General features: G+C 74.0%; 19 protein-coding genes. 1 reads left to right on the plus strand and 18 read right to left on the minus strand.

Features of this window, described 5'->3' with window-relative positions; all coding sequences use genetic code 11:
- Positions 1–122: 122 nt before the first annotated feature.
- From ACUJ8O_RS00240 to ACUJ8O_RS00320, 17 genes are all read right to left on the minus strand, one after another.
- Entirely contained in the window at positions 123–1,163 is a 1,041-nt protein-coding gene (locus ACUJ8O_RS00240; protein WP_371506630.1) for a tyrosine recombinase XerC, read from the minus strand.
- Between the two features lie 57 nt (positions 1,164–1,220).
- Entirely contained in the window at positions 1,221–2,489 is a 1,269-nt protein-coding gene (locus ACUJ8O_RS00245; RefSeq protein WP_231119510.1) for a DNA-processing protein DprA, read from the minus strand.
- A complete protein-coding gene (locus ACUJ8O_RS00250; RefSeq protein WP_101965521.1) occupies positions 2,486–4,090 on the minus strand; it encodes a YifB family Mg chelatase-like AAA ATPase in 1,605 nt (534 codons plus the stop codon). Before ACUJ8O_RS00250 ends, ACUJ8O_RS00245 begins: the two co-directional genes overlap by 4 nt.
- Positions 4,087–4,506: a YraN family protein gene (locus ACUJ8O_RS00255; RefSeq protein ID WP_098093050.1), complete on the minus strand. Its 420-nt coding sequence runs from the start codon at positions 4,504–4,506 to the stop codon at positions 4,087–4,089. The genes ACUJ8O_RS00250 and ACUJ8O_RS00255 overlap by 4 nt, the downstream gene beginning before the upstream one ends.
- A gap of 134 nt (positions 4,507–4,640) precedes the next feature.
- Positions 4,641–4,964 carry a DUF2469 domain-containing protein gene (locus ACUJ8O_RS00260; RefSeq protein ID WP_445373033.1) on the minus strand — a complete coding sequence of 108 codons (324 nt, stop codon included), beginning with the start codon at positions 4,962–4,964 and terminating at the stop codon, positions 4,641–4,643.
- A 116-nt stretch (positions 4,965–5,080) separates the two neighbouring features.
- On the minus strand, positions 5,081–5,833 hold the full coding sequence (locus tag ACUJ8O_RS00265; protein WP_101965522.1) for a ribonuclease HII: 753 nt from the start codon (positions 5,831–5,833) through the stop codon (positions 5,081–5,083).
- Positions 5,830–6,429 (minus strand): signal peptidase I, encoded by a 600-nt coding sequence (gene lepB, locus ACUJ8O_RS00270; RefSeq protein WP_069941906.1) that lies wholly within the window; start codon positions 6,427–6,429, stop codon positions 5,830–5,832. Before lepB (ACUJ8O_RS00270) ends, ACUJ8O_RS00265 begins: the two co-directional genes overlap by 4 nt.
- Positions 6,426–7,169 (minus strand): signal peptidase I, encoded by a 744-nt coding sequence (lepB, locus tag ACUJ8O_RS00275; protein WP_049145822.1) that lies wholly within the window; start codon positions 7,167–7,169, stop codon positions 6,426–6,428. Before lepB (ACUJ8O_RS00275) ends, lepB (ACUJ8O_RS00270) begins: the two co-directional genes overlap by 4 nt.
- Positions 7,170–7,205: 36 nt before the next feature.
- A complete protein-coding gene (gene rplS, locus ACUJ8O_RS00280) occupies positions 7,206–7,559 on the minus strand; it encodes a 50S ribosomal protein L19 (protein WP_036340124.1) in 354 nt (117 codons plus the stop codon).
- Between the two features lie 248 nt (positions 7,560–7,807).
- Entirely contained in the window at positions 7,808–8,554 is a 747-nt protein-coding gene (trmD, locus tag ACUJ8O_RS00285; protein ID WP_101965523.1) for a tRNA (guanosine(37)-N1)-methyltransferase TrmD, read from the minus strand.
- 3 nt (positions 8,555–8,557) lie between these two features.
- On the minus strand, positions 8,558–9,160 hold the full coding sequence (rimM, locus tag ACUJ8O_RS00290) for a ribosome maturation factor RimM (protein ID WP_445373034.1): 603 nt from the start codon (positions 9,158–9,160) through the stop codon (positions 8,558–8,560).
- A gap of 104 nt (positions 9,161–9,264) precedes the next feature.
- Positions 9,265–9,504 (minus strand): RNA-binding protein, encoded by a 240-nt coding sequence (locus tag ACUJ8O_RS00295; RefSeq protein WP_029248213.1) that lies wholly within the window; start codon positions 9,502–9,504, stop codon positions 9,265–9,267.
- A 2-nt stretch (positions 9,505–9,506) separates the two neighbouring features.
- Positions 9,507–9,953 (minus strand): 30S ribosomal protein S16, encoded by a 447-nt coding sequence (gene rpsP / locus ACUJ8O_RS00300; protein ID WP_044659141.1) that lies wholly within the window; start codon positions 9,951–9,953, stop codon positions 9,507–9,509.
- Between the two features lie 200 nt (positions 9,954–10,153).
- Positions 10,154–11,740: a signal recognition particle protein gene (ffh, locus tag ACUJ8O_RS00305; RefSeq protein ID WP_402846780.1), complete on the minus strand. Its 1,587-nt coding sequence runs from the start codon at positions 11,738–11,740 to the stop codon at positions 10,154–10,156.
- Positions 11,741–11,863: 123 nt separating this feature from the next.
- Entirely contained in the window at positions 11,864–13,126 is a 1,263-nt protein-coding gene (locus tag ACUJ8O_RS00310) for an ammonium transporter (protein WP_402846782.1), read from the minus strand.
- 195 nt (positions 13,127–13,321) lie between these two features.
- Positions 13,322–14,530 (minus strand): signal recognition particle-docking protein FtsY, encoded by a 1,209-nt coding sequence (ftsY, locus tag ACUJ8O_RS00315; protein ID WP_170720936.1) that lies wholly within the window; start codon positions 14,528–14,530, stop codon positions 13,322–13,324.
- A 47-nt stretch (positions 14,531–14,577) separates the two neighbouring features.
- Positions 14,578–16,314 carry an alginate lyase family protein gene (locus ACUJ8O_RS00320; protein WP_185194693.1) on the minus strand — a complete coding sequence of 579 codons (1,737 nt, stop codon included), beginning with the start codon at positions 16,312–16,314 and terminating at the stop codon, positions 14,578–14,580.
- Between the two features lie 296 nt (positions 16,315–16,610).
- On the opposite strand from ACUJ8O_RS00320, the gene ACUJ8O_RS00325 reads away from it, so the two are divergent.
- Entirely contained in the window at positions 16,611–17,915 is a 1,305-nt protein-coding gene (locus ACUJ8O_RS00325) for an MFS transporter (RefSeq protein ID WP_206481482.1), read from the plus strand.
- Between the two features lie 93 nt (positions 17,916–18,008).
- Here ACUJ8O_RS00325 and wecB read toward each other — a convergent pair whose 3' ends face one another.
- Positions 18,009–19,154 (minus strand): non-hydrolyzing UDP-N-acetylglucosamine 2-epimerase, encoded by a 1,146-nt coding sequence (gene wecB, locus ACUJ8O_RS00330; RefSeq protein ID WP_100057394.1) that lies wholly within the window; start codon positions 19,152–19,154, stop codon positions 18,009–18,011.
- Between the last annotated feature and the right edge of the window lie 94 nt (positions 19,155–19,248).

The raw sequence follows: 19,248 nt of genomic DNA on the forward strand, positions 1-19,248 counted from the left end.
CGCGGCTCCGGTGGATCCTGGGGCCATTGTGCACCAGGGATGCTGGGCCGGCAACGAGGCGGCGCGGCGCCCTGCGTGTCGTGGCGGCGCAGGGGACGGGCCGGGGGTGCTCCGGGGAGGCGTCAGGCGCGTGGGTGGGCCTGCCGGTAGCCCTCGCGGAGGCGATCGATCGAGACGTGTGTGTAGACCTGCGTGGTGCGCAGGGACGCATGCCCCAGCAGCTCCTGCACGCTGCGCAGGTCGGCGCCGCCGTCGAGGAGGTGGGTCGCGGCCGTGTGGCGCAGCGCGTGCGGCCCGCGCGCCGCGGTGTCCCCCAGGCCCTCGAGTGCCCGGTCGACGACGGTGCGCGCCTGGCGCACCCCCAGCCGGCCGCCGCGCGCGCCGAGGAAGAGGGCGGGGCCGGAGTCCGGCCGGGCCAGGCGGGGGCGACCGAGCCGCTGCCACTCCTGGAGGGCGCGGCCCGCGGGTGCGCCGTAGGGGACGGTGCGCTGCCGGTCTCCCTTGCCGGTCAGCCGGACGACGCCGCGGCCGGCCTCGAGGTCGTCCACGTCCAGGGCGGAGAGTTCGGCCACCCGGGCGCCGGTGGCGTAGAGCAGCTCGAGCAGGGCGGCGTCCCGCAGGGCCAGCGCGTGGGCGGCAGGGTCGTCGCCCGCGGCGGCGGCGTCCACACGCTCCTGGGCAGCCGCGAGGAGCCGCCTCGCCTGCTGCTCCTGGAGCACGTGGGGCAGCGTCCCCTCGGGTCGGGGCGAGCGCAGCCGCAGGGCGGGGTCGTCCGAGCGCAGGCCCTCCCGGCGCAGCCAGGCCGTGAAGGTGCGGACGGCGGCCACCCGGCGGGCCAGGGTCGCGCGGGCGAGGCCGGCCCCGCTCATGGCCGCCAACCAGCCACGCAGGTCCTCGATGTCCAGCTCGGCGAGGACGTCCGGTGCGCTGGGCACGTGGCGAGCGGGGGCGTCGTCATCCACGGCGGGCGCCGCCGCGGTGCCGGCTGTGCCGGCGACGTGGTCGATGAGGGCGCGCAGATCGGCGAGGTACGCGCGCACGGTCTGGGGGCTGCGGTTCCGCTCGTGGCGCAGGTGCTCCTCGAACGCCTCGAGCCAGGCCGTGTCCCGGGGCGAGGGGGCGCGCGGGACCGGGACGGGACGGACGGAGGACGACGGGGTCATCCCCCCACTCTGCCATCCGCCCCAGGGCGGCGCCGCCCGGGAGCACGCGGCCGGAGGTCATCCCCGCCGCCACCGGTCCTCGACCCGTTCGGCCAGGCCCGCCCGCTGCAGCCGGGACAGGCACGCCAGGACGGTGGGCAGCGCGAGCCCGGCGCTGACGGTGATCCGGTCGACGGGCACCGCCTGGCGCAGGGGCAGCGCCTCGTGGACGAGGGCCTCCTCCATCGTGAGCCCGTCGGTGGGCCGCGCGGCGGACTCGGGAGCTGCCCGGGTGGAGGTCCTCCCGCCCGCGCCGCCGCTCCGGGCGGGCCCCTGGCCGAGCAGGGCGAGGGCCTCCTGCTCGGTGGTCACGAGACGGGCGGGGCTCTCCTGCAGCAGACGGTGGCAGCCGGCGGAGCTGGGCGAGGTCACGGGGCCGGGGACCACGCCCACCTCGCGGCCGAGGCCGAACGCGTGGCCCGCCGTGTTCTGCGCTCCCGACCGCCAGCGCGCCTCGACCACCAGCACGGCCCCCGCGAGCGCGGCGATGACCCGGTTGCGCTGCAGGAACCGGTACCGCGTGGGACTCGCACCGGGCGGCATCTCGGACACGAGCAGCCCGGCGGCCATCACCGCGCGAAGCAGGTCCTCGTGGCCGGCCGGGTAGAACCGGTCGAGGCCGCCGGCCAGCACCGCCACCGTGGGCGGGACGCCGTCGCGATCCGCCGCGTCTTCCGGTGCGGCGGGCGCCTGCAGCGCGGCCCGGTGGGCGGCGCCGTCGATGCCGTACGCACCGCCGGAGATCACGCACGCGCCCTGCTGGACGGCGTGGGCGGCGCAGCGGGCGGTCACCGTCCGCCCGTACGCGGTCGCCTCCCGGCTGCCGACGACGGCGAGCATCCGGTCCGCGGGAGGCAGCGTTCCGGAGCCGCGGAACCACAGGCCCAGGGGCGCCTCCTCGCCCAGGTCCGCCAGGGCGGCGGGCCAGGCGTCGTCCTCGGGGATCAGCAGGCCTCCCCCGAGCCGGTGCAGAGTCACGAGGTCACGCTCCGGCTCCAGCCGGGCGGCCCGGGGCGCCCAGCGGGCCAGCCCCGCGGCCCAGCGCCGGGGCAGCGTGTCGGGCGCGCCGGCGAGATCGGCGAGCAGATCGCGCTCGGCGGGCTGGATCGTCTCCCGGCCCGTGAGCAGGGCGAGCGCCCGCTCCGGCCCCAGCGCCGTGACGGTCTGCACCGCGAGCGCGTCCCCGGGCTCGACCAGCCGGGTCAGGGCGGCGCGGGCGAGCCGGGCGGCGTCCGGCCGGCGCGGCCCGGCGACGTGGTCTGCCGCCGGGGTGACGTGGGTGGTCATGCGTCCTCCTCGTTCTGGTGGCGCAGCGTGAGTGCCACGTCGGTGTCCTCGGGTGCGGGCCGTTCGGCGCCGCGCAGGTCTGCCAGGGTCCAGGCGAGGCGCAGGACGCGGGCGTGGCCGCGCGCGCTCAGCAGGCCCTGGTCGACGGCGTCGTCCGCGGGCCGGCGGGCCGCCCGGGGCACGGCGTACGGGCCGTGCCGCAGCACCCCGGCGGGGACGTGCGCGTTGCGGCGCAGCCCGGACGGGGCGAGCCCGCGCTCGGCGGCGGTGGCCCAGCGCCGGGCCTGGCGGTCGGCGGCCGCGGCGACCCGGGCGGCCACCTGCGACGTGGTCTCGGACGCGGGCGCCCCCGTGAGCTGCCGCGCTTCGACGGGCCGCACGGTGACCTGCAGGTCGACGCGGTCCAGCAGCGGCCCGGAGAGCCGCTGGGCGTAGCGGCGGCGTTCGGGCACGCTGCACCGGCACTCGACGCCCGTGCCACCGCCCTTGCCGCACGGGCAGGGGTTGGCGGCCAGCACGAGCTGGAACCGGGCCGGGTAGACGACGGCGCCGAGGGCCCGGTGCAGCAGCACCTCCCCGGACTCGAGGGGCTGGCGCAGCGCCTCGAGGGTGCGCCGTTCGAACTCGGGGGCCTCGTCCAGGAACAGCACGCCGCCGTGGGCGAGGGAGGCCGCTCCCGGCCGGGCGAGGCCGCTGCCGCCGCCCACGAGGGCCGAGCGGGACGCCGAGTGGTGGGGTGCCTCGAACGGCGGGGTCCGGTCGATGTCACCGTCGAACCCCTGGGCCGTCCCGCCCCTGCGCCGGACACGGGCGTCGCCGCCGCGGAGGGAGCGCAGGGCGGCGCACTCGAGCGCGGTGCGCCGGTCCAGGGGAGGCAGGATTCCGGGCAGGCGCTCGGCGAGCATGGTCTTGCCCGCCCCCGGGGCGCCCATGAGCAGCAGGTGGTGGGCGCCGGCGGCTGCGACCTCGAGCGCGAACCGGGCCTCGGCCTGTCCGGCGACCTCGGCGAGGTCGGGCACCGCACGGGCCGGCTCCGGTTCCGGGGCTGTCACCTGCCGTCGGGCCGGGCGGTGGGGCGGCTCTCCGTCCGGTTCCCCGCCGAAGGCGCGGATGACGTCGTGCAGATGGGCGAAGCCGCGGACCTCGGCGCCGGGGACCAGTCGGGCCTCGGCCTCCGCATCCTCGGCGACGACCACCTCGGAGCACCCCGCGTCGACGGCGGCCATCACCATCGCCACGGTCTCCGGCGAGCGGTGCAGGGCGCCGTCGAGGCCGAGCTCGGCCAGGAACACGGGCCCCTCGACGTTCCGCACCCGCCCGTCCGCGGCGTAGGCCGCCAGGACGATCGCCAGGTCGTGGCACGCACCCCGCTTGTGCACCCCCGCCGGCAGCAGGTTCACGGTCAGGTGCCGCCGGGTCAGGGGCAGTCCGGCGTTGCGCGCGGCGGAGCGGATGCGGTCCCGGCTCTCCTGCAGCGCCTGGTCCGGCAGGCCGAGGAGGGTGAACCCGGGCAGGGACTGGGCGATGTCCGCCTCGACGTGCACGACCTCCCCGCGCAGACCCGCCAGCGTGATGGAGCGGGTGCGTCCGATGCCGCTCACGGCCGCACGTCCTGCAGCAGATCGAAGCGGATCCCTCCCGTGCGCGGCACCAGCACGGCGACGGCGTCGACGCGCCAGGGCGTTCCCCGGCGGTCCGCGGCGTGGGCCCGCACCCACGCCGCGGTGAGGCGGTGCAGCCGGGTGAGCTTGCGCCGGTCGATCGACTCGAACGGGTCGCCGAAGGCCAGGCCCGAGCGGGTCTTCACCTCGACGCCCACCCACCAGCCGGCGTGGTGGGCCACGATGTCCAGCTCTCCGGCCTCGCCCCGCCAGTTGCGGTCGGCGATCACGTAGCCGCGCTCGGCGAGCCAGCGCGCGGCGGCGTCCTCGCCGAACCGGCCCAGCGCCGTGTGCGCGCGGCTGGCGCGCCTGTCTCCGGGCGGCTGCGCCCCGGTCCGTTCCGCGGTCCCCGTCATCCCGACCACCTCCTGGGCACCAGGGTGGCCTGGGGCGGGTTCACCGGGTCGGCGACGGCGGGGATTGTGCGGGGCCGGACGCCTGTGCAGGAGTGGACGTCGGCGCCCCGCCCTCGGGGCCGATCAGGGGTGGGTCAGCTCGGCAGCTGGCCGTCCGGCGGGACCGTCAGGTCCTCGGTGGGCAGCTCCTCGATGTTCACGTCCTTGAAGGTCAGCACCTTCACGCGCTTGATGAACCGCTGCGTGCGGTACACGTCCCACACCCAGGCGTCCTCGAGCACGATCTCGAAGAACACGTCCCCGTCCGCCTGGCGGGGCGTCAGCCGCACGTCGTTGGCGAGGTAGAAGCGCCGCTCGGTCTCCACGACGTAGCGGAACAGGCCCACCACGTCCCGGTACTCGCGGTAGAGCAGCAGCTCGGCCTCGGCCTCGAAGTCCTCGACGTCGTCTGCGCTCATGACATGCCTCCTCAGTGTTCGCCGCGCACCCCCGACAGTCCGGGCACGCACGGCCTCCATCCTCCCCCGTCCGGGGGTCGCACGTCGAACGGGCGGCCTCGCCCGGCCCCGGGGACTCAGTCGAACAGCGTGGGCGGCGCCTGCGCGGGCGCGCCCGGCAGACCGAGGTTCCAGCTGCGCCGGTGCTGCTCGCTCGCCCCGCGCTCGGCCAGGGCGGCCCGGTGCGCGGCCGAGCCGTACCCCTTGTTCCCGGCCCACCCGTACCCCGGGTGCGCCGCGTCGAGGGCGATCATGACGTCGTCGCGGGCCACCTTCGCGGCGATCGACGCGGCCGCCACCGTCGCGCACCGGTCCTCGGCCCGCACCAGCATCGTGGGCACGGGCGGCACCGGGCGCGGCGCGGGCACGGGGCCGGCGTCGGGATCGGAGCGGCTCAGCCAGTCGTCCCGGCCGTCGAGCACGAGGGCGACCGGCTCCTGCCCCACCGCGTCGCACAGCGCCGCCCACGCCCGGCGCCCGGCGAGACCGAGGGCCGCCGAGATCCCGAGCGCGTCGATCTCCGCGGGGCCGGCCTCCCCGAGCGCCACCCCGGCCGCCCAGTCCTCGATCTGCGGGACCAGGGCGCGCCGGCGTCGGTCCGTGAGCGCCTTGGAGTCGCGCACCGGAGGGATCTGCCCCGCGGCGGGCAGCCACGCGGCGCACACCCCGACGACGACGGGCCCGGCCAGCGCGCCCCGGCCCACCTCGTCCATGCCCGCCACCAGCACCCGGTCCACTCCCCGCGCGGCGAGGACCGGCGCGGCCAGCCCCGCCTCGACGTCCAGACCGGCGCGCACCGTCGGCCGGCCGCCGCCCCGACGGACGGTCACGTGCGAGCCCCCGGCACGGGCGCGTCCGGCACGGCGGCGAACGCGTCGGGGTCGGCGCCGGCGCCGCCGACCCGGTCCAGCGGCCAGACCACGAACCGGGCGCGGCCCACCACGTCGTCGAGGGCCACGAACCCGCCCCCGGGCCCGGCGCGGTGCGCGCGGGAGTCCGCCGACGCCGAACGATGGTCGCCGAGCACCCACAGCCGCCCCTCGGGGACGGTCACCTCGAACGCCTCCTGCGCGGGCGTCTCCCCCGGCGCGAGGTACGGCTCCTCGACGGGCACCCCGTTCACGCGCAGCGTCTCCTCGCCGGGCGTCCAGGAGACGGTGTCCCCCGGCAGTCCGACGGCCCGCTTGATCACGTGGCCGCCCCCGGGCAGCCAGCCCTTCGTGTCCTCGAAGACCACCACGTCACCGCGGCGCACCGGGAACGGATCCGGGGTGAGCAGCGTGGCGACCACGCGGTCGCCGGCCTGCAGCCCGGGCTCCATGGACGAGGACGGGATGGCGTACATGCGCGCCAGGAACGCCCACGCCAGCACGCAGGCGAGCACGGTCACGGCGGCGGCGATCAGCGCGGTGCGGCGCCCGGTCACGGCGTGTCCCCGGAGGGGACGTCCACGGTCCCGCGGCGGGCCAGCGGCCACACGACCTCCGCGACCCGGCCCTCGACCCGCTCGAGCGGGATCAGCCCGCCGCCGGGGGCGCCCAGCAGTGCGCGGGAATCCCGGGAGGCGGCGCGGTGGTCGCCCAGGACGACCATGCGCCCGTCGGGCACCTCGAAGGACCAGGTCCCCGCCGCGGCCGGCTCGTCCGCGGTCACGGGCCTGCCGAGATACGGCTCATCCAGCGGCTCGCCGTTGCGCAGCAGCCGACCGTCCGGGGCACAGCATTCGAGGCGGTCCCCCGGCAGGGCCAGCACGCGCTTGACGAACACGTCCTCGGCCGCGCCGACACCCCACCACCGGGCGACGTCCTCGAGGCCGCGCTCGAGCGATCCGGCCGAACGGTACGGCGCCAGGCTGCCGGCGCCGTCGAACACCACCACGTCGCCGTGGTGCAGGCCCTGCCCGCCCGCCGCGGCGGCGTCCACCCGCACGCGGTCGCCGGGCTGCAGGGTCGGCTCCATCGACCCGGAGGGGATGAGGTAGACGGGGCCGGTGAGGGCCCGCAGCACCGCGGCCACCACGACGGCGGCCACCACGGTCAGGCCGAGCCACGCCCACCAGCGGCTCGCGCCGGAGGCGGGGGCCGCCGTCGTGCTCGAGGAGGAGCTGGCCCCGGACGCGACGGAGCCCCGTGACCGGCGGGGGTCACGGGGCTCCGAGGTGCGCATGGGTCGATCACCGGTCGGCGGGGCCGACCGGGATGATCACTTGGCGTCGACGCGCTTCTCGCGGATGCGGGCGGCCTTGCCGTGGCGGTCGCGCATGTAGTACAGCTTCGCGCGGCGCACGTCGCCCTTGGTGACGACCTCGATCTTGTCGATGACCGGGGAGTGCACCGGGAACACGCGCTCCACGCCGACACCGAAGGACACCTTGCGGACGCGGAAGGTCTCGCGCACGCCGTAGCCCTGACGGCCCATGACGTAGCCCTGGAACACCTGGACGCGGGCGGTCTTGCCCTCGATGATGTTCACGTGCACCTTGACGGTGTCGCCGGGGGCGAACTCCGGGATGTCGTCGCGCAGCGTCTTCTTGTCGAACGAGTCGAGAATGTGCATGTCGTCTCTCCTGGCGGATGCCACAGGTCAACCGCGTGGTATGCGGGCGCACGGCCCGTCCACGTCCGCATGACGAGGGGGCCGGGTCCCGAGCCGAGGGCCGGGCTCCGCACGTGGGGTGCGGTCCCGGGGTCCGATCCGTTGACGCGCGCCCCCTGTGGCAGGTCGGGCGTCCGGCGGACACGAGGACCCATTATGCCACAGCCGACGACGTCGCGACGCCCCTCCAGCCCGTCGGGCGTGGCGGGTCAGTCCTCGGAGTCGTACGCCGCCCACAGGTCCGGACGTCGCTCGCGCGTGCGCTCCTCCTGCTGGGCCCGACGCCAGGCCGCGACCTTGCCGTGGTCGCCCGAGAGCAGCACGGGCGGCACCGCACGGCCCCGCCAGTCCGCGGGCTTGGTGTAGACCGGGTACTCCAGCAGGCCGTCCTCGTGGGACTCCTCGACGAGCGAGGCCGGGTTGCCCACGACGCCCGGCACGAGGCGGCCGACGGCCTCGATCATCGCCAGCGCCGCGACCTCGCCGCCGTTGAGCACGTAGTCGCCCAGCGAGACCAGCCGCACCTCGAAGAGCTCCTCGGCCCAGCCGAAGACGCGCTCGTCGATGCCCTCGTAGCGGCCGCACGCGATCGCCACGTGCTCCCGGCCCGCCAGTTCGCGGGCGAGCCGCTGGGTGAAGCGCTCCCCCGAGGGCGTCGGCACGAGCAGCACGGGGCGGTCCCCCGGCCCCGCCGACGCCGGATCGGCGGGGGCCGGCGCCACAGACCCCTGGGCCGCCACGTGCTCGAGCGCGAGTGCCCACGGCTCGGGTTTCATCACCATCCCGGCGCCGCCACCGTAGGGCGTGTCGTCCACGGTGCGGTGCCGGTCGACGGTGAAGTCGCGCAGGTCGTGGACGTGCACGTCCACGAGGCCCTCGCGGCGGGCACGGCCCAGCAGCGAGACGTCGAGGACCGCGAGGTACTCGGGGAAGATCGTGACGACGTCGAAGCGCACCGCTCAGCCCTCCGCATCCGCATCGGCGGGGCTCGCGGAGGCGGGCCCGTCTGCGGCGTCCTCGTCCTCGCCGGTGGCGAGCTCGAGCAGCCCCGGCGGCGGGGTGAGCACGAGCACGCCGGCCTCGGGGTCGATCTCCGGGACGATCTCCTCGACGAAGGGCACCAGGGCCTCCCCCTCGACGCCGTCCACGGCGACGTGCAGCAGATCCTGGACCGCCCCGGTGGTCAGGGCCGTGACGACGCCGATGCGCTCGCCGTCGACCCGCACCTCGAGGTCCACGAGGTCCTCCTCGTACCACTCGTCGGACTCCTCGGGCGCGGCGGGAACGGCGAACAGCTGGGCGCCGCGCAGGGTCTCGGCGACGTTGCGGTCCAGCGACTCGGCGAAGCCGACCACGAGGATCTGCTTGTTCCACCGGGCCCGGGTGACGGTGAGCTCCGCCGGCAGGCCCGGGGCGCCGTCGCGCACCACGAGGCGCTCGCCGGGGGCGAAGCGGGCGTCCGGGTCGTCGGTGAAGACCTGCACGGTCACCTCGCCGCGGATGCCGTGCGGCTTGCCGATGCGGGCGACGCGGACGAGGTCGTCCTGGGCTGCGGGACTCATGGGCTCTCCTGGGTGGGACGGTCGGTGGCGGGAGGGGGCGGGGCCGCAGACGACGACGGCCCGCCGGCCCGGTGAGGGGCGGGCGGGCCGTGCGTCACGGGCCGTCAGGAGCGGCGGTCGGTCTCCACCACGTCCACGCGGACGGGGTGGCCGGCCAGGCCGTCCAGCACGGTGCGCAGCGCGGTGGCGGTGCGACCCTGGCGGCCGATCACGCGACCCAGGTCCTCGGGGGCCACGCGGACCTCCAGCATGTCGCCGCGCCGCTGGGAGCGGGCGTCCACGCGGACCGCCTCGGGCGTATCCACGATGCCGCGCACCAGGTGCTCGAGGGCCTCGGTCAGCATGGTCACTCGGACTTCTCGGCGTCCTCGGCCGGCGCCTCAGCGGCCTCCTCGGCCGGGGCCTCGTCGGCCTGCTCGGACTCGGCCGGGGCCTCCTCCTGCTTCGGCTCCTCCGGCAGGATGACCGAGCCCTTCTCGGGGGCCACGAAGGCCTCCTTCTCGGACTTGGACTTCAGGGTGCCCTCGGCGCCCGACTCGCCCTTGAACTTCTGCCAGTCACCGGTGACCTTCAGCAGCGCGGCGACCTGCTCGGTCGGCTGGGCGCCGACGGAGAGCCAGTACTGGGCGCGCTCCGAGTCGATCTCGATGAACGAGGGCTCCTCGGTGGGGTGGTACTTGCCGATCTCCTCGATGGCACGGCCATCGCGGCGGGTGCGCGAGTCCATGACGACGACGCGGTAGAACGGGGCGCGGATCTTGCCGAACCGCTTCAGACGAATCTTGACAGCCACGAGTGTGGTTCTCCTTCAGTGGATCTGGGGGGCCGGGGCACGACGCCGCGTGGGGGCAGCGGGCGTCGACGACCTGGCACACGGAACGGAGCGCAGCGGAGCATAGAGGGTCGTCCGGGCTCACGCTCAGTACCGTGCCATTCTGCCAGATCGGGCGGGCCGGTGCACACCCGGCGCGCCGCGACCGGGCAGCGGGCGACTCAGCGGTCCTTGAGGTACTTCTCGAAGCCCGCCGGCAGGTTGAGGGTGGACGGGTCGAAGCCGTCCATCCCCGCGCCGTCGCGGCCGAACACGGCCCCGGCCTGCGCCTGGGCGGCGCGGGCGCGCCGCTCCTCGATCGCCTTGCGCTCGGCCGCGGCCTTGGCCGGGTTGCCGGACTTCACGCGATCGCGCTTGGCGTTCTTGCCCTTCCCCTTCGCCTTGCGGGAGGCGCCGCCCGGCGTGCCGGGCATGCCCGGGATGCCGCCGCCGGCGGCCATGCGCTTCATCATCTTCTGTGCCTCGGCGAAGCGCTCGAGCAGGCCGTTGACCTCGGACACGCTCACGCCCGAGCCGCGGGCGATGCGGGCACGGCGGGAGCCGTTGATGATCTTGGGGGCCACGCGCTCGTGCGGGGTCATCGAGTGGATAATCGCCTCGACGCGGCCGATCGACGACTCGTCGAACTGCTCGAGCTGCTGCCGCATGCCCTGGGCGCCCGGCATCATCATGAGCATCTTCTTCAGCGAGCCCATCTTCTTGAGCTGCTGCATCTGGGCGAGGAAGTCGTCGAGGGTGAAGTCCTCCTGGTCCGCGAACTTGCGGGCCATCTTCTCGGCCTCGGTGCGGTCCCAGTTCTGCTCGGCCTGCTCGATCAGGGAGAGCACGTCGCCCATGTCGAGGATGCGCGATGCCATGCGGTCCGGGTGGAAGACCTCGAAGTCCTTCAGGCCCTCGCCCGTGGAGGCGAACATGATCGGCTTGCCGGTCACGTGGCGGACGGACAGCGCGGCGCCGCCGCGCGCGTCGCCGTCGAGCTTGGTGAGCACGACGCCGGTGAAGCCGACGCCCTCGTTGAACGCCTGGGCCGTGGCCACGGCGTCCTGGCCGATCATCGCGTCGATGACGAAGAGCACCTCGTCCGGGTCCACGGCGGCGCGGATGTCCGCGGCCTGCTGCATGAGCTCGGCGTCCACACCGAGGCGGCCCGCGGTGTCGATGATGACCACGTCGTGGTACTTCGTGTTGGCCTCGGCGACGCCGTCGCGGGCCACCTGCACCGGGTCGCCGGTGGCGGCCTCGAACTCGGAGGAGACGCCGGGGTGCGGCGCGTAGACCGGGACGCCGGCGCGCTCGCCGCCGACCTGCAGCTGCTTCACGGCGTTCGGGCGCTGGAGGTCGCAGGCCACGAGCAGCGGGGTGTGGCCCTGGGACTTGAGCAGGTGGGCGAGCTTGCCGGCGAGGGTCGTCTTGCCGGCGCCCTGCAGGCCCACGAGCATGATGACGGTGGTGCCCGTCTTGGCGTGCTGGATGCGCCGGGTCTCGCCGCCGAGGATGCCCACGAGCTCCTCGTTGACGATCTTCACGACCTGCTGGCCCGGGTTCAGGGCCTGGGCCACCTCGGCGCTGAGGGCGCGCTCCTTGATCTGCGCGATGAACTGGCGGACCACGGGCACGGCGACGTCGGCGTCCAGGAGGGCGCGGCGGATCTCGCGTGCGGTGGCGTCGATGTCCGCCTCGCTCAGCCGCCCCTTGCCCTTGAGGCTGCGGAAGGTGGCTGTGAGGCGGTCGGACAGGGAGTTGAACACGGCGGGTGTGATCCTTCGAAGCGGGGTCGACTGATCCGGACGCGGTCGGTCGCGGGCGCCGCGGCATCCACCGCGGCGCCCGCCAAGCCTAGCAACCGACCGGCCTCACCCGTCCGCGGCGGCTCACCGCGCCTCCGCGGGGACGGGCACCCCGCCGAAGCCGACGTCGTAGGCCGACTCGTCGTGCAGGGTCAGATCGACGCCCCGCTCCTCGTCCTCCTTGCTCACTCGCAGGCCCATAATCCCGCGCAGGACCAGGGCGATGACCGTGGTCACCACGGCGGTGAAGACCACGGCGACGAGCACGGCCACCGTCTGGGCCACCAGGAGACCGGCGTCTCCGCCGTAGAACAGGCCCGCCCGGCCCTCGTCCGGCAGGGCGAAGAAGCCGATCAGCACGGTGCCCAGGATGCCGGCGGTGAGGTGCACGCCGACGACGTCGAGCGAATCGTCGAAGCCGAGGCGGTACTTGAGGTTGACCGCGAGCGCGCTGGCCGCACCGGAGACCAGGCCGATCACCACGGCCCCCAGGGGGCTCACATAGGCGCACGCGGGCGTGATGGCGACCAGTCCCGAGACGATCCCGGACGCGGTGCCGATCGAGGTCGGCCGGCCGCGGCGCAGCCACTCCACGAACACCCAGCCGAGCATGCCGGCGGCGCCGGCGGCGAGGGTGTCCACCCAGATCAGTCCGAGCTCGTCGACACCGCCCGCCGCGCCCCCGTTGAACCCGAACCAGCCGAACCAGAGCAGGGCCGCGCCGAGCATGGTGAACGGGACGTTGTGCGGCCGGTGGCCGGGGTCCACGCCGAAGCCGTGGCGCTTGCCCAGCAGCAGCGCGAGCACGAGGGCGGCCACGCCGGCGCTGATGTGCACCACGAGCCCGCCGGCGAAGTCGAGGGCCTCCCCCAGACGGGCGCCGATGGCGCCGTCCGCGGAGAGGAGCCCGCCGCCCCACACCATGTAGGCCAGCGGCGCGTAGACGACGGTGGTCCAGACGGGCACGAAGACGCACCACGTGACGAACTTGAACCGGTCAGCCACCGCGCCGGAGATGAGGGCGACCGCGATGATCGCGAAGGTGGCGCCGTAGGCCGCGGCGACGAGCCCGCCCTCGGCCATCGTGCCGGTCAGCCCGAGGTCACCGGCGGGGTTCCCCACCACCCCGGCCCACCCGTCGCCGCCGGTCATCCCGTGGACCCACAGGACCCAGACGACGCCGACGAGGCCCATCGAGACGAAGGACATCATGATCATGTTGAGCGAGGACTTCGCGCGGGTCATGCCGCCGTAGAAGATGGCCAGTCCGGGTGTCATGAGCAGGACCATCGCCGCGCTCGTCACCATCCACACTGTCCCTGCGTCCAGGACGTTCGACTCCTCCATGGGGGTCTCCTTCGGTCCGGGCCGCGAGCCGGGGGCGCACGCCCGTCCCGCGGCGTCGCTGCCCGGCCCCGATCGGGGCCGATGCAAGGAAGATACCGGAGGAGTGGGCCGCACCACACGTCGATGACGTCTCCGTGACAGAACAGGGCCCCTCCCGACGACGTCGGTAGGGGCCCTGGACCGGGGTGCGGGACGTCAGTCGGCCAGCAGCGCGTCCACGAAGCCCTCGGCGGTGAACGGTGCGAGGTCGTCGGGGCCCTCGCCGAGGCCGATCAGCTTGACGGGCACGCCGAGCTGGCGCTGGATGGCGATCACGATGCCGCCCTTGGCGGTGCCGTCCAGCTTGGTCAGCACGATGCCGGTGACATCCACGACCTCGGCGAACACCTTCGCCTGGGTCAGGCCGTTCTGGCCCGTGGTGGCGTCGAGCACGAGCAGGACCTCGTCCACCTCGGCCTGCTTCTCGATGACGCGCTTGATCTTGCCGAGCTCGTCCATGAGGTTGGCCTTGTTCTGCAGGCGGCCCGCGGTGTCCACGAGCACGACGTCGACGCCCTCGGCGATGCCGCGCTCCACGGCCTCGAAGGCGACGGACGCCGGGTCGGCGCCCTCCTTCTCGGAGCGGACGGTCTCGACGCCCACGCGGGCGCCCCACGTGGCGAGCTGCTCGGCGGCGGCGGCGCGGAAGGTGTCCGCGGCGCCGAGCACGACGGTGCGGTCCTCCGCCACGAGCACACGGGCGAGCTTGCCCACGGTGGTGGTCTTGCCGACGCCGTTGACGCCCACGACCATGGTCACGGCGGGGCGGTCGCCCTTGCGGGTCGCGGCGAGACGGCGGTCCATCGAGGGGTCCACCATCGCCACGAGCTCCTCGCGCAGCAGGGTGCGCACCTGCTCGGGGTCACGCGTGCCCTCGACCGTGACGCGGGCCTTGAGGCGGTCGACGAGCTCCAGGGTGGGCTCGGTGCCGAGGTCCGCCATCAGCAGCGTCTCCTCGATCTCGTCCCACACGTCGTCGTCGATGCGGTCCTGGGACAGCAGCGCCAGCAGGCCCTTGCCGAAGACGTTGTTGGACTTGAGCAGGCGAGCCCGCAGGCGGGCCAGGCGCGAGCCGGCGGCCTCGGGCCGCTCGTACTCGGGCTTCGCCGGGGCGGTCTCCACCTCCTCGACGACGGCGGGCTCCGGCTCGGCGACGACGGCCGGCGCCTCGTCGACCTCGGGGCGCTCCAGGACGGCGGTGGACCCCGACGGAGCCGCGTGCCGCGGACTCGGGCGCGGGTCGTCCGCGTCCCGCACTCCCTGGTACGAGCCCTTCGGCGGGGCGGGGCGCCGATCCAGCAGGCCGACGAGCACGCCGCCCAGCAGCAGGGCGGCCACGACTGAGACTATGAGCACGATTTCCACGGGCCCAGTCTGTCACACGGGCCGTCGCCCGCCCCGGGCCGCACGGTTCACGTCAGGCGGGAGAGGGTGCCGTCCTGCTGCACCGCGACTCGGGCGTGCCCATCCTCGCTCCGGACCGTGAGGATGACGGAGCCGTCGGGGGCGCTCTCACTGTCCACCTTCACGGCGTCGCCCGCGGCGGCCGGGACGAGCACACTCACGATCGCGGACTCGGCTCCGGTCGAACGGAACGCGACCTGAGTCGCCTCCTCCCGTTCCTGCTCTGCGGGGTAGTGCCATCCGTGGTGGGCGTGGCCGCCCTCGACGTCGGTCTCGCCCCGTCGCAGGTGCACACCGCCACGCGGCACCGGCTCACCGTCCAGGCGCACCTGCACCAGGGTCGTCGATTCGCCGGAGCCTGCGTCCACCGCCCGGACGGTGTCCTCGGAGACCCTCTCTGCCGAGAACTCCGCCGGAAGATTCCAGAGCGTCTCGACCACATGGTCCGTCCGGCCGTCGAGGATGCGAGTGCGATCCACGATGACGGCGACGTCCGGGTCGGTGAGCACGAGAACAGAACGGGCCCGCTCCCCGCCGACGTCCAGGTTCTGGCGCGCCGTCGCACCGTCGGCAGAGCCATCCGACGACACCCACACATCACCCCGCTCGGCGGGACCCGCGCCCGGGTACTCGTCGAGCGTCGGAATGTGGATCACGTTGTGCGCAGTCGGCCCCAGACCCCACGGTCGCCAACTGTCCTCGACGATGCCGGGATGTCCCCCGTCTTCGACGATCTGGCGACCGCGCGCCGTGTACAGGAACTGCATCAGATCACCGCGGTGGGACTTCGTCTCCCGCCCCGTGCCCGTGCGCAGCATCCACGCGGCGGCGTCCGCGAAGCCGTCGTCGGGAGTTCCCCAGGATGACCGGCCGAATACGGGGCCGGAGTCAAAAGCACGGACACGGTCGGCGGACGCGACGCCCTCCGCCCCGTCGGTGGCCGCGTAGCGCAGCTCATCGCTCATGCCGTCGAATGGCTTGACAGGGAACTCTGCACTGTCCCCGTATTGCCAATATGAGCCCGTCGAATCAACCATATGAGGAAGGGCTTGACCCATTTTTTCCACCCCATCCTCGAAGGCGCCGGATTCGACCCCGCATCGGGCTGCCGTCTCATCGATGGCTTGGAAGAGCACATAGTTGAATTGCGCGTAATGCGGTGCCGCTTCGTTGCTGAGGCCCTGGTCGTCCACCTGGAAGGGGATATCTCCTTCGGCGCGCTCCATGGCGTGCTCCATCCAGTCCGGTCGGCCCAGAACGCACCCGGCGCCCAGAAGAGCCAGATTCTCCATCGACCCGTGATTGTGCCGCTTCGAGTAGCGCGCCATGTTCTGCGCTGCGTGCTGGCCGATCAGATCATCCAGCCAGGCATACTCCTCCGGCAGACTGCCGTCCTTGGCAAGTTCAGCAGAACGTGCTGCGCGGTCGGCGACCACTTCACGGAAGCAGAGGAGGACCCCCATGCGATGATGGTTGGCCTCCGCATCATCATGGTCGCCGCCCCATCCGCCCTCGTGGTCAGCCCGCCAATCGCGTATGACCCGCTCAGCGACACCGAGGGCCTCCTCGTCGCCTTCCCGGCCGGCTTCGATGCTGGGCCCGATCCACCTGAGGGAAGACAGCCACAGACGCCAGCCTTCGTCCTGGTAAGGATCTACATCCCAGTCGATGTCACCCGATCCGTCACCCACCGCGACGGGATCGAACTGGCGCCACCCGTAGACGTCCCGCGCGTTGGTCTCCACGGTGTTGAATCTCTGGAGCTGCCCATAGCCTCGACACGGAGAGAGGCTTGCGCGTTCGACGGCGGTCATGGGGTGGCCAGCTGTCTGGGGAGGATCCCCGGACTCGTCGCCGGGCGCCGCGGCAGGGTGAGGTGCACAGCCCGCCAACCCGACGGCAGCGGCCAGCAGGCCGGCGCAGACGCGGAACATCCGGCGACGGCCGGAGGAAGACCGGTGGTCCATCTCACCAGTGTCCCACGAGGCGTGGCGGACGTCGCCCCGGGTCGCACACCCGGCGCCGTGCGAAGATGGCGGTCATGCCGTTGTCGTCCGCCCGCTCCTCGCGGGTCCCCCTGCCCCGTGAGATCAAGGTCCTCGTCGCCGCCGCGTTCATCATCGCGATCGGCTTCGGCATCATCGCCCCGCTGCTGCCGCAGTACGCGGCGACGTTCGACGCGTCCGCCGTCGGGGTGGCCGCCGTCGTGTCCGCGTTCGGGCTGACCCGCCTCCTGTTCGCCCCGGTCTCCGGCAAGCTGACGAACCGGCTCGGCGAGACGCCCGTGTACATGACGGGCGTGCTGATCGTGGCCGCGTCCATGTTCCTGATCGCCTTCGCGCAGACCTTCCCGCAGCTGATCCTCTTCCGCGCGATCGGCGGCATCGGCTCCACCCTGTTCACCGTGTCCGCGATGGCGTTCCTGGCCCGGAAGTCCCCGCCCACGATGCGCGGCAGGATCTCGGGCGCCTACGCGTCCGCCTTTCTGATCGGCAACATCGTGGGGCCGATCGTGGGCTCCGCCCTGGCCGTGTTCGGGTACCGGGCCCCGTTCCTGATCTACGGCAGCTCCCTGGTGGTGGCGGCGGCCCTCGTGTTCTTCCTGCTCAAGGACACCCGGCTCGCGGACCGCGCCGTCCGCGACGTCCGCCCCGCCATGCCGATCCGGGAGGCCCTGGCCAACCCGTCCTACCGGGCCGCGCTGGTCTCCTTCTTCGCCAACGGCTGGGCGACGTTCGGGGTGCGGAACTCGGTGATGCCCCTGTTCGCGGCGAGCGCGTTCGCCGGCACGGCGCTGCTGGGCTGGGAGGTGGACGGCGCGCTCATGGCGGGCCTGGCCCTGTCCGTGTTCGCGCTCGGCAACGTCACGGCCGTGACGTTCAGCTCGCGGCTGTCCGACGTGCACGGGCGCCGGCCGCTGATCCTGACGGGCCTGCTCGTCATGGCCGTCACCACCGGGGTGATCGGCTGGATGAGCTCGCCCGCGCTCTTCCTGCTCGCGTGCCTGCTGGCCGGCGCGGGCACGGGCACCCTGAACGCCCCGCAGCAGGCGGCCATCGGCGACGTCGTCGGCCAGGGGCGGCGCGCCGGCGCTGTGATGTCCACCGCCCAGATGTCCGCCGACCTGGGCGCCATCTCCGGTCCGCTGCTGGCCGGGCTCGTGGTGGACACCGCCGGCTACGGATGGGCGTTCGCGCTCACCGGCGGCGTCATCCTGCTCGGCGCGCTCGCGTGGTGGCGTGCTCCGGAGACCAATCTGCCGATCGTGCCCGGTGGGCCCCGCACCGGGTCCCTGCCGCTGGTCCGCCCGGAGGACGCCCGGGTGACCCCGCGCGAGGACGGGTGACGTCGGGGCAGGCACGAGGCCGCCGTCCCCGCGGGGACGGCGGCCTCGTGACGTCGACGGGGTGGGTGTCCCCGTCCGGGGGTGTGGTGCGGCTCAGGCGCCGTCGAAGGCCGGCAGCCGCTCGCCCACGCCGAGCAGCTCGGCGATCGCTGAGACCGTGCGCTCGGCCGCGCGGCCGTCGCCGTAGGGGTTCACGGCCTGGGACATCGCGCTGTACGCGGCCTCGTCCGTCAGCAGGCGGGTGACCTCGGTGACCACGACCTCCTCGTCCGTGCCGATCAGACGCACGGTGCCGGCGGTCACGGCCTCGGGACGCTCGGTGTTCTCGCGCATCACGAGGACGGGCTTGCCCAGCGACGGGGCCTCCTCCTGGACGCCGCCGGAGTCCGTCAGCACGACGGTGGCCACAGACAGCAGGTGGGTGAACTCGCCGTAGGCGAGGGGCTCGGTCACGAGCACGTTCTCGCGGCCCTCGATCTCCGGCAGGATCGCCTCGCGCACCACCGGGTTGCGGTGCGCCGGCAGCACGAAGGTGACCTCGGGGTGGTCCGCGGCCAGGCGGGCCAGGGCGCGGCCCACGCCGCGCATCGCATCGCCCTGGTTCTCGCGCCGGTGGGTGGTCACGAGGACGACGCGACGGCCGGACGCCTCCAGCTCGGCCAGACGCTCGTCCTCGAACGGCACCTGGTGGCTGACGGCCTCCAGCAGTGCGTCGATCACGGTGTTGCCCGTGACGTAGACGTCCTCCGCGGCCACGGCCTCACGCAGCAGGTTGTCCCGGCTCACGGTGGTCGGGGGCAGGTGCAGCGCCGAGATCTGGCTGGTGATCTTGCGGTTGGCCTCCTCCGGGAACGGGGAGAGGATGTCGAAGCTGCGCAGGCCTGCCTCGGCGTGGACCACGGGGATGCCGCGGTTGAAGGCGGCGACGGCGCCCGCCGTCGAGGTCGTGGTGTCGCCCTGGACGACGACGGCGTCCGGCCGCTCCTGCTCGAGGACGGCGTCGAGCCCGTCGAGGGTGCGGGCGAACACGCCGTTGAGGGTCTGGCGCGGCTGGATGATGTTCAGGTCGTGGTCCGGGACGATGCCGAACAGCTCGTTGACCTGGTCCAGCATCTCGCGGTGCTGCCCCGTGACGGTCACCACGCACTCGAACCGCTCGTCGGCCTGCAGCGCCTTGACGATGGGGGCCACCTTGATCGCCTCCGGGCGGGTTCCGTAGATGGGCATGACCTTGGGCACAGTTGCTCCTCTTGACTGGACGACGGACCGCGGCCGCGGCCCGATCAGGCTCGACGCGGGCGCGAGCTGTCGCCAGTCTACTGACGGCGCCGCC

Source organism: Micrococcus sp. EWR3.9.1, assembly GCF_052615555.1.

Bases quoted from the DNA above. Each gene is read 5' to 3' on its own strand.
- ACUJ8O_RS00325 (WP_206481482.1), top strand. From the start codon at position 16,611: ATGCCGTTGTCGTCCGCCCGCTCCTCGCGGGTCCCCCTGCCCCGTGAG.
- lepB (WP_049145822.1), bottom strand. From the start codon at position 7,169: ATGCGCACCTCGGAGCCCCGTGACCCCCGCCGGTCACGGGGCTCCGTC.
- rplS (WP_036340124.1), bottom strand. From the start codon at position 7,559: ATGCACATTCTCGACTCGTTCGACAAGAAGACGCTGCGCGACGACATC.
- ACUJ8O_RS00255 (WP_098093050.1), bottom strand. From the start codon at position 4,506: ATGACGGGGACCGCGGAACGGACCGGGGCGCAGCCGCCCGGAGACAGG.
- ACUJ8O_RS00245 (WP_231119510.1), bottom strand. From the start codon at position 2,489: ATGACCACCCACGTCACCCCGGCGGCAGACCACGTCGCCGGGCCGCGC.
- ACUJ8O_RS00310 (WP_402846782.1), bottom strand. From the start codon at position 13,126: ATGGAGGAGTCGAACGTCCTGGACGCAGGGACAGTGTGGATGGTGACG.
- ACUJ8O_RS00260 (WP_445373033.1), bottom strand. From the start codon at position 4,964: ATGAGCGCAGACGACGTCGAGGACTTCGAGGCCGAGGCCGAGCTGCTG.
- ACUJ8O_RS00295 (WP_029248213.1), bottom strand. From the start codon at position 9,504: ATGCTGACCGAGGCCCTCGAGCACCTGGTGCGCGGCATCGTGGATACG.
- rimM (WP_445373034.1), bottom strand. From the start codon at position 9,160: ATGAGTCCCGCAGCCCAGGACGACCTCGTCCGCGTCGCCCGCATCGGC.
- ACUJ8O_RS00240 (WP_371506630.1), bottom strand. From the start codon at position 1,163: ATGACCCCGTCGTCCTCCGTCCGTCCCGTCCCGGTCCCGCGCGCCCCC.